Annotated in this window: 8 protein-coding genes, 1 other RNA gene and 2 pseudogenes; 7 read left to right on the top strand and 4 right to left on the bottom strand. The window is 49.1% G+C overall.

Annotated features, from left to right (window positions below):
* The 6 genes and pseudogenes from ssrA to OGV94_RS12295 all read left to right on the top strand — a co-directional run.
* Window positions 1–364: a transfer-messenger RNA gene (gene ssrA, locus OGV94_RS12320) on the top strand.
* A gap of 203 nt (window positions 365–567) precedes the next feature.
* Complete coding sequence (locus OGV94_RS12315) at window positions 568–1,809, top strand: integrase (RefSeq protein WP_238984276.1); 1,242 nt, start codon at window positions 568–570, stop codon at window positions 1,807–1,809.
* A 406-nt stretch (window positions 1,810–2,215) separates the two neighbouring features.
* A pseudogene (locus OGV94_RS12310) lies at window positions 2,216–3,934 on the top strand (efflux RND transporter permease subunit); the annotation flags it as partial.
* Between the two features lie 235 nt (window positions 3,935–4,169).
* Window positions 4,170–5,390, top strand: coding sequence for a diguanylate phosphodiesterase (locus OGV94_RS12305; protein WP_286523472.1), 1,221 nt, complete (start codon window positions 4,170–4,172; stop codon window positions 5,388–5,390).
* A gap of 592 nt (window positions 5,391–5,982) precedes the next feature.
* Window positions 5,983–7,212 (top strand): hypothetical protein, encoded by a 1,230-nt coding sequence (locus OGV94_RS12300; protein ID WP_286523470.1) that lies wholly within the window; start codon window positions 5,983–5,985, stop codon window positions 7,210–7,212.
* A gap of 99 nt (window positions 7,213–7,311) precedes the next feature.
* Window positions 7,312–7,443, top strand: a pseudogene (locus OGV94_RS12295) (VapC toxin family PIN domain ribonuclease); the annotation flags it as partial.
* A gap of 91 nt (window positions 7,444–7,534) precedes the next feature.
* Here the strand turns inward: OGV94_RS12295 and OGV94_RS12290 are convergent.
* From OGV94_RS12290 to OGV94_RS12275, 4 genes are all read right to left on the bottom strand, one after another.
* On the bottom strand, window positions 7,535–8,938 hold the full coding sequence (locus tag OGV94_RS12290) for a glycoside hydrolase family 1 protein (RefSeq protein WP_023345586.1): 1,404 nt from the start codon (window positions 8,936–8,938) through the stop codon (window positions 7,535–7,537).
* Window positions 8,939–8,947: 9 nt separating this feature from the next.
* Window positions 8,948–10,822 (bottom strand): beta-glucoside-specific PTS transporter subunit IIABC, encoded by a 1,875-nt coding sequence (locus OGV94_RS12285; protein ID WP_286523468.1) that lies wholly within the window; start codon window positions 10,820–10,822, stop codon window positions 8,948–8,950.
* Between the two features lie 389 nt (window positions 10,823–11,211).
* Complete coding sequence (locus OGV94_RS12280) at window positions 11,212–11,847, bottom strand: DUF1349 domain-containing protein (protein ID WP_053065101.1); 636 nt, start codon at window positions 11,845–11,847, stop codon at window positions 11,212–11,214.
* 38 nt (window positions 11,848–11,885) lie between these two features.
* A complete protein-coding gene (locus tag OGV94_RS12275) occupies window positions 11,886–13,094 on the bottom strand; it encodes an MFS transporter (RefSeq protein WP_286523467.1) in 1,209 nt (402 codons plus the stop codon).
* Between the two features lie 84 nt (window positions 13,095–13,178).
* Here OGV94_RS12275 and OGV94_RS12270 point away from each other — a divergent pair, with 84 nt between their 5' ends.
* A complete protein-coding gene (locus OGV94_RS12270) occupies window positions 13,179–13,949 on the top strand; it encodes an AraC family transcriptional regulator (protein ID WP_286523465.1) in 771 nt (256 codons plus the stop codon).
* The last annotated feature ends 190 nt before the right edge of the window (window positions 13,950–14,139 follow it).

Below are 14,139 nucleotides of genomic sequence, written 5' to 3'. Positions count from 1 at the left end.
GGGGCTGATTCTGGATTCGACGGGATTCGCGAAACCCAAGGTGCATGCCGAGGGGCGGTTGGCCTCGTAAAAAGCCGCAAAAAAATAGTCGCAAACGACGAAAACTACGCTTTAGCAGCTTAATAACCTGCTCTGAGCCCTCTCTCCCTAGCTTCCGCTCTTAAGACGGGGATCAAAGAGAGGTCAAACCCAAAAGAGATCGCGTGGAGGCCCTGCCTGGGGTTGAAGCGTTAAAACTAATCAGGCTAGTCTGGTAGTGGCGTGTCTGTCCGCAGGTGCCAGGCGAATGTAAAGACTGACTAAGCATGTAGTACCGAGGATGTAGGAATTTCGGACGCGGGTTCAACTCCCGCCAGCTCCACCAAAATTCTCCATCGGTGATTACCAGAGTCATCCGATGAAGTCCTAAGAGCCCGCACGGCGCAAGCCCTGCGGGCTTTTTTGTTCCCTCAATTTGTCCCGCGAAGTCCGAAGAGAACTAATTAAATCCGAACCTTTTAGGCCCATTGATAGGCCCAACGAAAAGCTCTATTGTTTTCGTTGGGCCTAAACGCATGGAGATTCCTCATGGCAAGAAAAACCAAGCCGTTAACCGATACGGAAATCAAAGCCGCCAAACCTAAAGATGCCGATTACCAGCTGTATGATGGTGACGGGCTTACTCTATTAATCAAATCCAGCGGTAGTAAGCTCTGGCAGTTCCGTTACTACCGACCTCTGACCAAACAGCGAACCAAACAGAGCTTCGGTGCCTACCCTGCCGTCTCACTTTCTGATGCGCGTAAACTCAGAGCCGAATCTCGAGTTTTATTGGCGAAAGACATTGATCCTCAGGAGCATCAGAAAGAACAGGTGAGGAATTCTCAAGAGGCCAAAACTAATACCTTCTTGTTAGTTGCCGAGCGTTGGTGGAATGTGAAGAAAGCCAGTGTAACAGAGGACTATGCTGACGATATTTGGCGCTCGCTTGAGAGAGATGTTTTCCCAGCAATCGGTGATATCAGTATCACTGAGATTAAGGCTCATATTCTGGTTAAAGCAGTTCAGCCTGTTCAGGCCAGAGGGGCATTAGAGACTGTCCGCCGCCTTTGTCAGCGTATTAACGAAGTCATGATTTATGCGCAGAACACAGGCCTGATTGATGCGGTTCCCAGCGTAAACATCGGGAAAGCTTTCGAGAAACCGCAAAAGAAAAACATGCCAAGCATCCGCCCGGATCAACTTCCACAGCTAATGCAGACTATGCGTACGGCAAGTATCAGCTTGTCCACAAGATGTCTATTCATGTGGCAACTTCTTACCATCACCCGCCCTGCCGAAGCTGCTGAGGCTCGATGGGATGAGATCGATTTTGATGCTAACGAATGGAAAATTCCTGCAGCCCGAATGAAGATGAACCGAGACCATACGGTTCCACTATCCGATGAGGCTCTCTCTGTTCTGGAAATGATGAAGTCACTTAGTGGTGGCCGAGAATTTATTTTTCCCAGTCGCATTAAGCCTACCCAGCCAATGAATAGCCAAACAGTGAATGCAGCCCTTAAGCGTGCTGGCTTAGGAGGCGTTCTCGTATCACACGGTTTACGTTCTATCGCTAGTACGGCACTCAATGAGGAAGGGTTTCCTTCTGATGTCATTGAAGCAGCACTGGCCCATGTAGACAAAAATGAGGTACGTCGCGCTTATAACCGCAGTGATTACCTTGAGCAACGTCGTCCTATGATGCAATGGTGGGCTAATTTTGTTAGCGAGGCCGATAGCGGGTGCATTGTTGAAAGTGGGAAAACGGGGTTAAAACTTGTGGGCTGAGTTTTGAGCTGGACTGGTGTTTTCCCAGCAAAGGTGAATTGGCTCAAACCTGTCTTGGAGGAATCGTAGATAGATCGCAATCGAATCTGACAGTCTGGTTTGTGCCAGAAGCGGAACTTGCTTACATCGGGCTATGTTAGTTTGCCGGAAGCATGTCATCCATTCCTCGCTCAGAGCGAACCATCCTTGATCCTTAGTGTTTAATTTTTTACATCAGACCCCAGAAATGCCGCGTCTGGTGAGTCGGCGAAGCTTACCGGCCTGTCGGTTACTGCAGTCGGGCTGACACCCCGGCAACGCCGGGGAGCTGAAGGGGGCACTAGGTATGATGACTCCTATGTCTTGAATACATAGTCAATAATCACACCTTTAATCAATGTCATTTTGTTCAATAGTTGATCACCCTACAGGTGTCATTTACCGCCAGTTTTCCGTAACTATTATCGCCGCCATGACTTTCTCAGTTCTGGTAGCCCTGACACTTACACCTGCATTATGCGGAATTCTACTTCGCCCCGGAAAGCCACACAACAAAGGGTTCTTTGGAGGTTTTAACCGTTTCTACGGACTCACGGAGCGTAAGTATCGTCACAAGATCCTGAGCACCCTGCGACGTTCTTTACTCATGGTTTTTGTGTACGGTGCAATATGTGTGCTGGCGCTGGCGGTATTTACTCGCCTGCCGGGCAGCTTTCTGCCCACCGAAGATCAGGGCAGCATAATGCTGCAGACCACGCTGTCCGCAGGAGCAACAGCAAGCCGCACCGAAGCCGTGAATCGCCAGGTTGCTGACTGGTTTTTAGACCACGAAAAAGACAACGTCGATGTGGTATTCACCATAAACGGCTTCAACTTCAGTGGATCTGCACAGAAAGCCGGCATGGCGTTTATAAAGCTGAAAAACTGGGATCAACGTAAGGGCAGCGAAAACTCGGCGGAGACCATAACCTCCCGAGCCACCGCCGCACTCTCCTCAATACGGGACGCGCAGATTTTTGCCCTGACACCGCCAGCCGTTCCGGGTCTCGGCCAGAACAATGATTTTACTTTTGAGCTGCTGGTCAGCGGGGGAACCTCGCGTGATGAACTGGAAAAACGACGCGACCAGCTCCTTCAGCTGGCAGGGGAGCGCCCCGAACTCTCTGCCGTGCGGGCTAACACGCTGCCGCAGACACCTCAGCTGCAGGTGGATATCGATACCAACAAAGCCGTGGCCCTTGGTCTGCAGCTGAATGACGTGACAGATACGCTGACCAGCGCCTGGGGCGGCGCCTATATAAACGATTTCATCGATCGCGGACGCGTCAAGCGTGTTTATGTTCAGGGGGACAGCCAGTATCGCTCCGCACCGGAGGACCTGGGCAAATGGTATGTGCGCAACAGTGAAGGCGGTATGACGCCATTTTCAGCCTTTGCAACGACCCACTGGACATCCGGCCCGGAGAGCCTGAACCGTTTTAATGGTTCGGCTTCGTATGAAATTCAGGGAGAAAATGCTAATGGCTATAGTTCAGGGGATGCGATGACAGCCATGGAAGAGCTTTCCGGAGGGTTACCTGCCGGAACGACGGGGGCCTGGAGCGGGCTCTCCCTCCAGGAAAAGCAGGCTGGCGGGCAGTCCACGGCGCTCTATGCTATTTCTATCCTTGTCGTATTCCTTTGTCTGGCAGCGTTGTATGAGAGCTGGTCTGTACCGTTTTCCGTCCTGCTGGCCGTCCCGCTCGAAGTCCTGGGGACGGTACTCGCGGTAACAATGCGCGGACTTAATAACGATATCTATTTCCAGGTGGCACTGTTAACCACCGTGGGGCTGACGTCAAAAAATGCGATTCTGATTATTGAGTTTGCCGAGGATGCATTACGGCAGGGGCGGTCGCTGAGTTCGGCCGCGCTTCAGGCAGCCCGCACACGACTGCGTCCCATCATCATGACGTCGCTGGCATTCATTGCGGGCGTGGTCCCTCTTGCTATTGCGACCGGAGCGGGAGCTAACAGCCGTATCGCTATCGGTACCGGCATCATTGGCGGTACGTTTGCCGGCACCGTACTGGCGCTGTTTTTTGTTCCGTTATTTTTCGTTCTGGTCAAGAAGTACATGACGCTCCGCCGATCGGGAAGAAAGTAACCTGCGGATCAACAAACTGTAAACCGGGTGGTATTGTTACATACCGGCCGGCTTACAACGGCTCTGCGGGTTGAGCTCTGTTTAGCACGACTTTCCTGAGAGTCAGGGGTTACTGTAAACAGGAAGCGAACACGCCATCTGTTGAGAGAATTCGATCACAGGATTTCAGTTCTCTGATGTAAAAACAGTGCGTTTGACACGTCGAAACCTTTTTAATTATGACTGGAAGCAGAACATGCTGACCACTTTGATATACCGCAGTCAGGTAAAACCGGATTTACGGCAGGCCAGCATTGATAAGCTTGTTCTGGACGCCATTATCAAAAATACCGAAAACAGTATCACGGGTATTTTGATTTATGACGGTTCAGCATTTTTTCAGGTGCTTGAGGGGGAAGAAGCCGTCATTGCCGAACTCTTCAGACGGATCCGGGACGATAAGCGGCATAGTTCTGTGGTCCTGTTAATGCAGGATTATTCGGCCTGCAGAAGATTCGGTGCGGCAGGCATGCAGTTCTTTAATGTAAAGAGCAGCGACAAAGATGCCATCCTGAAAGATATACTAACCTTCAGTAAAATAAGGGAAAAATATCTTCAGGATGAACGAATAATCAGACTTATCAGTGCATTTCTCACGTACTGTGGCCGCCATACGTTGCCATCAGATTTCAGAAGCGCTATGTGGCGCCTGGAAGACCGGATACATTTTACACGGTCTCAATGGCCTGCCCGCCTTCCGGAACAGTTATGCCAGTTTGCACTGCAACCCATTGTTGAAGCGTTTACTGGAAAAGTTTCAGCCTATGAGGCGCTAATCCGGAGTCCTTCCGGTACGGCTCCCATTAAGATGGTGGGGGCAGCGGCGGCTGACAAACTATATCATTTTGACCTTCAGAATAAAAAGCAGGCTTTTGCTCTGGCTAGCCAGATCCTGAAGGAGGATGAAAGACTGTCCGTGAATCTGCTGCCCGGGGTCTTAAGCTCGATACCCGGTGCGGTGGAGATACTCTTAAACCAGATTACTGCTGCAGGTCTCAGGCCAGAACAGGTTATCGTCGAGGTAACAGAAACGGAGGCGATCACCGATCAGGAGTCTTTCTATCGCGCATTAAAATCGCTTCGTATAGCCGGCACGGGATGTGCTATCGATGACTTTGGTGCAGGATATTCCGGTTTAGGACTTCTTGCCCGTTTCCAGCCAGACAAAATTAAGATTGATATGACTTTGATACAGGATATACACCTGAGTGGGGTCAAGCAGGCCATTGTGCGCTCGATTGCACGGTGCTGCGAAGAGCTTGGAATTATGGTAGTGGCCGAAGGCGTGGAAAAAATGGAAGAATGGTGTTGGCTGGAGTCCATTGGCATCCATCTGTTTCAGGGTTATTTATTTTCCAGACCTGTTCTTAATGATACCTGCCTTATCCGGTGGCCAGTCAGAAATCAGATAATCTGACAGTATGATTTGTATCAGGCTGGATTTAATAAGGTGGATCGATAGATCGTTTATGATCTGCCTGACACGACTTCTGCACCCCGAACGGAAAAATGGAGCTCACAGGCTGTTCCGGTGCACATGAGAACCCGCCATGTGAAAACAGAAGACTTATGCGGTGTATCGGGCGAATCTGCAAATATCAGGACCGCGGGGATCGTACCCGTGCGGCAGCCGGAACGCTGTCACACCTGCAGATTGAACCGATCTGAACACGGCAAACGGCAAAAAATAGTTGCAGGTTACGGCTCTGCTCTACTGCGAGAGATCGCACTCGGATATACTATCTTCAGGATAGATGGATAGATCAGTTGCCGCAGGCTACCTTGAGCGCCAGCAACATGAAAATGGCCGCCATAACGGAAGACATCAATGTCAGCGTTAATGCTTAATGTAGAAATTTAAATGGACAAATTAATAATGTATTAAATATCAGAGAATACACTGTTGAAACACATTTTTCAGGAGAGCAACAGGTCGGGATCGGGACTCCCTGATATATTATCGCCGCCTGAACTGAAATGAGTAACATCTGAGTACAAAAGGAATAAAAATGAGCGTTATGGAATTTATTGGTAATAGCATTGCCGGTGCAGATAAAATTTACATATACCCCGATATTCCCCGGTCTAAAACCGAAAATGCAATCAGTTCGTATTGTCACGGCTTAAATCACGACGACATTTTGATACTGGTTGATGACACTGTTTTCGGCAGCGCAAAAAATGGCCTGGTAATTACCAGGGATAAGATTTTTTCCAAGGAGCAAATGGAGAAACCCCGGGCATACTCTTTTGATGGAAGTACGAGATTTTTTGTTGAGAAAAAGATAATGGCGGTAGCCATATTCATTAACAACATTAATCTGACAAATACCACTCAGCCATCCTATAAAGACCTGGCACGTTTATTCGATAATGTTAATTCTTTCATAAAAGCGCAATATTCGCTCGAGGCCATAGCTACGATACCGGCCCAGGTATCGGATCCGGTGTCAGCTCAGGTACAAACTTCTGCCCCGGCTCATGCAAAAGCTCCGGTTCAAACTCCGGCCCCTGCCCAGGTTGAGTTTCAGATCTCTGCGCCGCACAGTCACCCGTCATTATACAGAAACTTATCTGATGATGGGTTGATGCACAAGATTAAGGTTGAAAAAGGGGTCGATTCCTTTTTTAATTTTTTCTCTAATGGCGATGGCAGGACAGGGAGTGAGGTCATCAGGAAGGAAGTTACTGGTTTCTTATTAAGAAACATAGCATATATAAGATCTGAGTATATTGACAGAAACAACATAACGGGATTAAAGAACAATACCGCTACCATTGAACTTTTACTTTATTCTCTGGCTGTTCTGCGGTTGGAAATGAGCGAACGTTATGTGAATGAAGATGCTATACATCTTGTTTTGCTTGAAGGTGTTAAGGGATTCCTCGATGCGGGAACTACGGGTAGAGAAAAGAGTGTAATAAACAACCTGTGCTCACTCTCACTATCTTTAGGTGATGATTTTGATGATGTCACTACCTCATTTTATCTTCGTCTTTTGAGTAGTAACATTAACGGAAGAACGGTTGCCAGTGACTTAGATCTTGAAAACTTACTTGATCGATTCCACGGCGAGGAACATCTAACCGGGGCTTCGTCCTTTGAAGACGTCGCCGGGAATGTGATTGACGACATCCTGAATCAATCTGTGAAAGAGTTGGGTGATTTAACCATCGACAGAAAAGCCACCCAACACGCGCAGCGATGTGTTGACGTCATTCTCGACAAATTCAGGTAGTGCGATAAAAATCGATACCGGCCCTCTTTGACAGAGGGCTTTCTTTTGCAGACAAAAAAGCACGTCGCCACGGGGTTATAAAAAATATTATACCAACACGGGACGCCGATCGGCCCGAACGACACACTCATTGCCGGGCATGCCATTGCCGCCGGCGCCGTGCTGGTGACGAATAATGTGCGGGAGTTTGAGCGGGTGCCGGGGCTGAAACTGGAAGACTGGGTGAATTAACGAAGTCTGGCCGCCATCCGGCGGCCAGACAGTCATTCAGCGATAAAAGTCGTATTCACTTCATCGTTTCTGTATGACACAATCCGGATATTCAGATATTTGGCACCAGCGTTTCACCGTTACTTTTTATAACATCGGCATACCAGTAGAAGCTCGCTTTTCTGTAGCGCTTAAGATCGCCCCGTCCCGTATCATCGCGATTGACGTAGATAAAGCCGTAACGCTTACCTAATTCCGCGGTGGAGTTACTGACCAGATCGATGGGGCCCCATGATGTGTATCCCATCACATCCACGCCATCTTCGATAGCTTCCCGGACCTGGTACAGGTGGTTATTCAGATAAGCGATACGGTAGTTGTCGTCAACCGTAAAGTCGTCTTGAAGAATATCTCTGGCACCCAGTCCGTTTTCGACAATGAACAGCGGCTTCTGATAGCGATCCCACAGCATGTTTAACAGGATGCGCATTCCCGTCGGGTCAATTGTCCAGCCCCACTCCGACACCGGCAGCAGCGGGTTTTGTATCATGCTCAGCACGTTACCCCGTGACTTCTCGATGGTGTCCTCGTCGGTTGTCGCACAGCCGCTGTTGTAATAGCTGAACGAGATGAAGTCCACGGTGTTGTTCTTCAGCTGCTCGCGGTCCTCCTCTGTAATATCCAGCACAATATTATTGTCACGGAAGAAGCGCAGCATGTACCCCGGGTAGGCTCCGCGGCACTGCACGTCGCCAAAGAACAGCCAGCCGCGGTTCTCATTCATCGTTTTCAGCACGTCATCCGGTTTGCAGGTCAGCGGATAAAGCAGGCCGCCCAGGAGCATATTGCCGATTTTTGCATCCGGGATGATGTCATGGCACCGCCCCACGACGATGGCACTGGCGACCAGCTGATGGTGGATAGCCTGATAGATATCAGCCTGACTGCTGCCTTCAGGCAGGCCCACTCCGGTCAGCGGCGCGTGAAGGGACATGTTGATTTCGTTGAAGGTCAGCCACAGCTTGACCTTCTCTCTGTAGCGCCCGAAAACCGTGACGGCGTAGTCAGTGAAAAAACCAATCAGTCTGCGGTCAGCCCAGCCGTTATAGCGGGTCACCAGATTCCAGGGCATCTCATAGTGGGAGAGCGTCACCATCGGCGTAATTCCGTGCTGCAGAAGCTCGTCAAACAGCCTGTCGTAGTAGGCCAGACCGGCTTCATTCGGGGTCTGCTCATCACCCTGTGGATAGATGCGTGCCCAGGCGATGGAAACGCGCAGGCAGGTAAACCCCATCTCGCTGAAGAGTTTAATGTCCTCCGGGTAACGGTGGTAAAAGTCGATGGCCACGTCCTTGATGCTGCTGACGCTCCCGTCACGCTCCACCACCTCGCCGAAGATACCTGCGGGCTGAACGTCCGAGGTGGACACCCCTTTGCCGTCCTTGTCCCATGCACCCTCGACCTGGTTTGCGGCAATTGCTCCGCCCCAGTAAAAATTATCCGGGAATTTTTTCATGAATCTTCCTCACTTAATCGTTGTCATCAACACCGTGTCATATGAAACAGTCTGTTTATCTGCTAGATGTACTGCCCTGAATTCATCGCTGTTATTGATTAATACCGGCGTGTCCAGCAGACATCCTGCGCTTTGAATAAAATCGAGATCAAATTCAATCAACAGATCACCGGCTTTTACCGAATCACCCGTTTTTACATGTGCCGTAAAACCTTCACCTTTCAGATTTACGGTATTGATCCCGACGTGGATCAGCAGTTCCACACCATCATTACTGACTAGGTTGATTGCATGTCGGGAATTAAATATTGACGACACAACTCCGTCAAAGGGCGCAATAACTTTACCGGAGGTTGGAATAATCCCCACTCCGTTACCCAGCAGGCCACTGGCAAAGGTCGGATCGCGGATTTCGGCAATATCAATAACCTTCCCCTGTAGTGGAGAGAGAATAACGATCTCTGCTGTTTCTGGTGCGATACCTGGGTTAGCACTTGGCGATTCTTTTGATGCCGGCAAACCGAAGAAATAGGTCAGTAAGGTAGAAAGCACGAGCGATAAGGCCGTGCCGATTATGGCCCCCCACACGGTCATATCCATACCGGTAGGTGGGATCATCTGAGCGAGAGTGAAGAAGCTGGTCAGACCGAAAGAATAGACACTACCGTGGAATGCTCCGACTATTGTCCCGCCTATGGCTCCGGCCGTGCAGCCGAAGATGAATGGCCGTCGGTTTGGGAGGTTAACACCATATACTGCAGGTTCTGTAATACCAAAAATGGCCGCGCTGACTGCCGAACCCGAAAGGGTTTTCAATTTTGGATCCTGGGTTCTCAGGAACACACCCAGCGCTGCGCCCAACTGGCCTACCACGGCCGGTACCAGTAATGGCTGCATAATATCATGGCCTAACACGCTGATGTTGTTAAGCATGATGGGAACAAGACCCCAGTGCAGACCAAACATGACGCAGACCTGCCACAGTCCCCCCATGATCGTACCCGCTAAAGCAGGCGCAAACTCATAAGCGGCCAGAAACGCATTTGCCATAAGGTGGCTGAGGCCGGTAGCGAGCGGTCCAATAAGCAGGAACGCAGCAGGAACGACGATGAGAAGCGCTATCAGAGGGGTGAAGAGGTTTTTGACCGCTGAAGGGAGAATTTTATTACAGAATTTCTCCACCACACTACTGAGCCAGGCAGCAAATATGACCGGAATAACCGAGCCGGCATAATTAATATAAGTGACGGGAATTCCGAGGAAGGCATCAACTGACGCGCCGTGCTGTAACTGAGCGTCGAACGCCGCTATCATTGCCGGATGCATCAGTGCGCCGCCAATCGCCATCGACAGGAATGGTGACCCGCCAAAACGCTTGCCTGCAGTGTAACCCAGCACGAGAGGGAAGAAATAAAACAGGGCATCACCAGCTGCCGCCAGTATTTTGTAGGTTCCGCTCGACTCAGTCGTAATTCCGCAAACGATAGCAAGGGCTAGCAGCCCCTTCATAATCCCGGAAGCGGCCAGGATCCCCAGAAAAGGGGTAAAAATCCCCGAAACCACATTAATCAGCCTGTTAAAGATATTTTCTTTTATGACTTCCTCGTCGCTGCTCCCTGCAGCTAGATCAGTCTCATCCGTAATGCCTGTAGCTTCGATAGCCTTATAAACTTCAGAAACACTATTACCCACAACCACCTGGAGTTGGCCCCCGCTTTCTACCACCATAATAATCTCTGGATGGTTGCTCAAATCATCCTTCAGAACAACATCATATTTTCTTAACTGAAAGCGAAGCCTTGTTGCGCAATGGGTCAAACTTTTAATATTATCCGGGCCGCCGACCCGGTTAATTATAAATTCAGCAAGTGACTGATATTTCATAGGGACATTTACCTTTCAAAAAGCAAAAAAAAACCCACTCCGCCCAGGTAACACTGGTCTGAAGTAGGTTTTGCCTGCAAATGCAGTAACAATCCAGCTTCTAAAAATTCGTCTGAGAAATGTATAAATAACTGGGGTTGCCAGATACCTAATTGTCTCCTCAAAAATGTTATACACCGTGCCTGAGTTCATATGAATAGCAGAAATGCAGTTTGGCGGATTACCGATATCAATCGTCGTAAAATATACAGATAGCAAAAAATAAAGCCTCATATGATATGAGGCTTTATTTATACAGATCTATTAACATGCAGGGAAAAATTGAGGTGGCGGGACAACATGATATGTTTTTACCGGTATGCCCTGCATTCACTCTGAAATCCGGTTCTCTATTTTCCGCTACGGAAATCAGGAACATTTTCTGAAACGAGCGAGAAATCAGAGAACTCCACCTCGCATCCGGAGGCGTTAGGCGCTTGTGCCTCAAACCCTGTGTATAAAATCTGTTCCGCGTCGTTCAGCACATCAAGGGGAAATGCGCGCACAAATATCCATTTTTGACCATCCAGCGAAGCATGGAAGGCAAATACATTATCTTTGCGGGAGATCCGTAAATGTACTTCCTGTCCACTGACGGTAAAAGCATTGGCATCATCGGAGGTATATCCGTTGTTCACCACAGAGACAACCATGGGTTCACGTTCGGGTGAATATTCAAAGCACAACTTCGCCCATGATCTTTCGTTAACGTAAAGAAGCAGCACGCCGGCATCGAAGGTGTTGCCGAATTCGACTTTTACCGTTGAACGAAATTGAAAGTCTCCGTCAGGAGCCGGACGTAAAAGTGTTGCTGCATTACACCGGCTTGCAGACGTTACCTGGCTTGTGCCCCTTCCCGGATCGATGAAAATATCACTGTACGGCAATGCCCTAACGACTATCTTCCGGGAAAGCGCATCAATGTTCCATACGGAGCCTTCTGACGGCTGTAAGAGACTAATGTTGTCATGTGAAAGATGGTTCATAGCTACTCCTTTTATGTATTTTGTTGATTTTTGATGAGTTACAGAGTTTTTTTCCCAGAGAAAATAGAGATGATGGTCAGGGAAAAAAGCATGACCAGGGCGGACAGGAAACAAAACGCATTGGCCAGTCCTGTATAATGTGCAATAAACCCGACCGCAGCGGGCCCCATAAGCACCCCCAGATATCCCAGCATGCTTGCAGCGGAGATAGCCAGAGAGGGGGCCATTGAATCCTGTTTGCCTGCACGCGTGAACAAAATAGGCACCACGTTACCGGCAGCAAAGCCCGTTATCGCAATCGCACCAAAGACGATGGCAACGGTTGAGGACAGTGAAATAACCAAAAGTCCAATCGCCGTAAATATTACACCCAGAGTCAGTACCCAGCGCTCCCCTGCAAGTGAGACGAGCCTGTCACCGACGAAGCGGCTTAATGTCATCGCCACTGCAAAGACAACATATCCCGATCCTGCTATGTTTGCCGGTATACTTTTTTCCTGAATCAGGAGCAATGCTCCCCAGTCAAGCATCGCACCTTCCGCCAGGAACATCACCATCGCCAGAAGGCCTATCACAATTACTTTACCTTTAGGAAGTACAAATAATGGCGCGTCATTAACCGTAACTGTTCTGAGGAACCTGTTTCTGATAACCGAGAGGCATATCAGTATCGTAAATATTGCGATCATTGATGCCACAAAAACGTGTAATCCCGTGGCAATCAGCAAAGTCATAACCACAGCGCCGGCAAGCCCTCCAACGCTGTAAAAACCATGAAATCCTGACATTAAAGGCATACCCGCACGATCCTGAACTTCAGAACCGTGAATGTTGGCTGCTACATCAGTCGCACCAATCGAAAGGCCAAATAAGAAAAGTGCAGCACCAATTCCCAGGGGGGTGGAAAGCAGGGCAAGAAGGGGTAAAGCAACCACAATACCCACAGCACCCATGATGATGACCATCCGGCTGCCGGCTTTAGCAGAAATGCCACCGGCAGCAGGCATCCCTATTAATGCCCCCAGACCCAGACATAACAATACGGCACCCAAAAGAGCGGGCTCCGCCTGCATACGGCTTTGGGCGAAGGGTACCAGGGGAGCCCAACAGGCGAGCCCAAAACCAGCGATAAAGAATGCCAATCTGGTGGCAAGCTTTGCGTCAGTAAGTTCTGTGAATTTAATCTTGTCTGCTGAATAAGCCAGATCATTTCCTTTCCCTGATGTCATTTCTTCACTACTTTTCATCTGATACGCCCTGTGCGACGGTGTAAAAACAACCTAAAAAATACCAGTAGCAAGCGTGTCATGATTCAGATAGGATGACAAATTATGTCTAATATACGCCAAAACATTATGAATCCAGATTTCGCTATCTCGCCTCTGGTAGGTCAGCCAGAACAATGGGGGGCTGATGTTCTTGAAAAGCATACTCATGCGCGCCACCAGTTAATTTTTTCCTCCCGGGGCGTCATTCACATCAAAACACATGCCGGCGAGTGGGTTCTTCCACCCAGCAGGGCACTCTGGATTGATGCCGGTACTGAACATTATGTTGAAACCAAGAAGCCAGCCTCGCTCTTTGTTCTGTATATTTCTCCCGCTTTTTTTTCCATGGATAAGCCTGAACACTGCTGCGTGGTTGAAGTGAGCAACCTGGTCAGGGAGCTCATCATGACGTGTGCAAAAATGGGATGGACCTATGATGAAAACAGTCACAGTCACCGACTGGCAGAGGTGTTGGTAGGCAGTCTTTCAGGTTTACAGCTCGCATCACTGGAACTGATCAAGCCGAAAGATCCCAGAGCCATCCACTTAATAAAATTACTGGAGCACGACCCGGGATCACGACGGTCGCTGCACGACCTGGCCCGAGAAGCAGGAGCTAGCGGAAGAACGATAGAACGACTTTTTGCTCAAGAGACAAATCTTCCCTTCGGAGCCTGGAGGCAGAGGCATCGAATGCTGTTTGCGCTGGAACGTCTGGCTTATGGTCAGAGTGTCATGAATGTCGCGCTGGAGTCAGGCTATGAGTCTGCTTCAAGCTTTATTGCTGCTTTCAAGGCAATGTTTGGTACCACGCCATCTAAATATTTCTCATAACCAGATTCACATGAACAGAACGGTCTGGCTCCTTTACAGCCCTATCAGGGCGGGACCATCGACACTCTTTTATTCGCTATTTTCCTTTCATGCAGATATATCGAATAAACGACAAATTATAATCAGGAACTGACAGGACTGGAAAAAATGACTCTGTGTTCAGGAATTTTAAATTAAATACGATTAACTT

The sequence above is a fragment of the Citrobacter sp. Ce006 genome (assembly GCF_030336535.1).
Lineage (GTDB): Bacteria > Pseudomonadota > Gammaproteobacteria > Enterobacterales > Enterobacteriaceae > Citrobacter > Citrobacter europaeus.
This window is presented reverse-complemented; position numbering and strand designations above follow the sequence as displayed.